Annotated in this window: 1 protein-coding gene; it reads right to left on the bottom strand. The window is 68.8% G+C overall.

The window, feature by feature from the left end; translation table 11 throughout:
* A partial coding sequence (locus ACYVDE_RS25770; RefSeq protein ID WP_460504347.1) for an alpha-glucuronidase family glycosyl hydrolase occupies window positions 1-383 on the bottom strand: 383 nt, incomplete at its 3' end.
* Between the last annotated feature and the right edge of the window lie 185 nt (window positions 384-568).

Genomic DNA, 568 nt, shown 5'->3' on the forward strand with positions numbered 1-568 from the left:
CCGCCGGCCACCACCAGCTGCGAGCCGCGCGTGAACACGCGGTAGCTCTCGCGGGCCGTCTGGGCGTTGCCGTCGTTAGTGGTAGTCGGGATAATTTCCAGTTGAATGCCGCGCTTGGTACCGCCGGCGGGGGCTTTTGCCAGCAGCGGTACAGGCTGGCCCAGCAGGCCCTGCAGGCCGCGCTGCAGCTCGGTGGCGGCAGTTTGCAGCACCGCGTCCTTTCCGTCGGCGGCAATAAAATGCGTCGCCGCCTGGTACTGCCCCCGGCGGCCGGCATCGGCCACCAGGTCGTACTTCAGCCACAGGCGGTAGCCGTCGTCGGCCCGGCAAAGGGGCGCGGCAGCCACCAGCAGCAGCACAAGCAGTAACAGGCGGGTACGCATGGGGTGGATGGGTGGGATTCGGGAAAACGGGGAGAGAGCGAAGCCCGAAAGGGAGTTTCGGGGTAGAATGGCGGCCGGATGGGTGAGTTCCGAGCCGCCACAGCGGGAGCCATCCGGCTAGGCGGGCTGCGCCAGCTCGCGGCCGATGGCGTATTCCAGCCCGCGCAGCTCGGCTAGGCCGCGCA

Source organism: Hymenobacter agri (assembly GCF_054778495.1).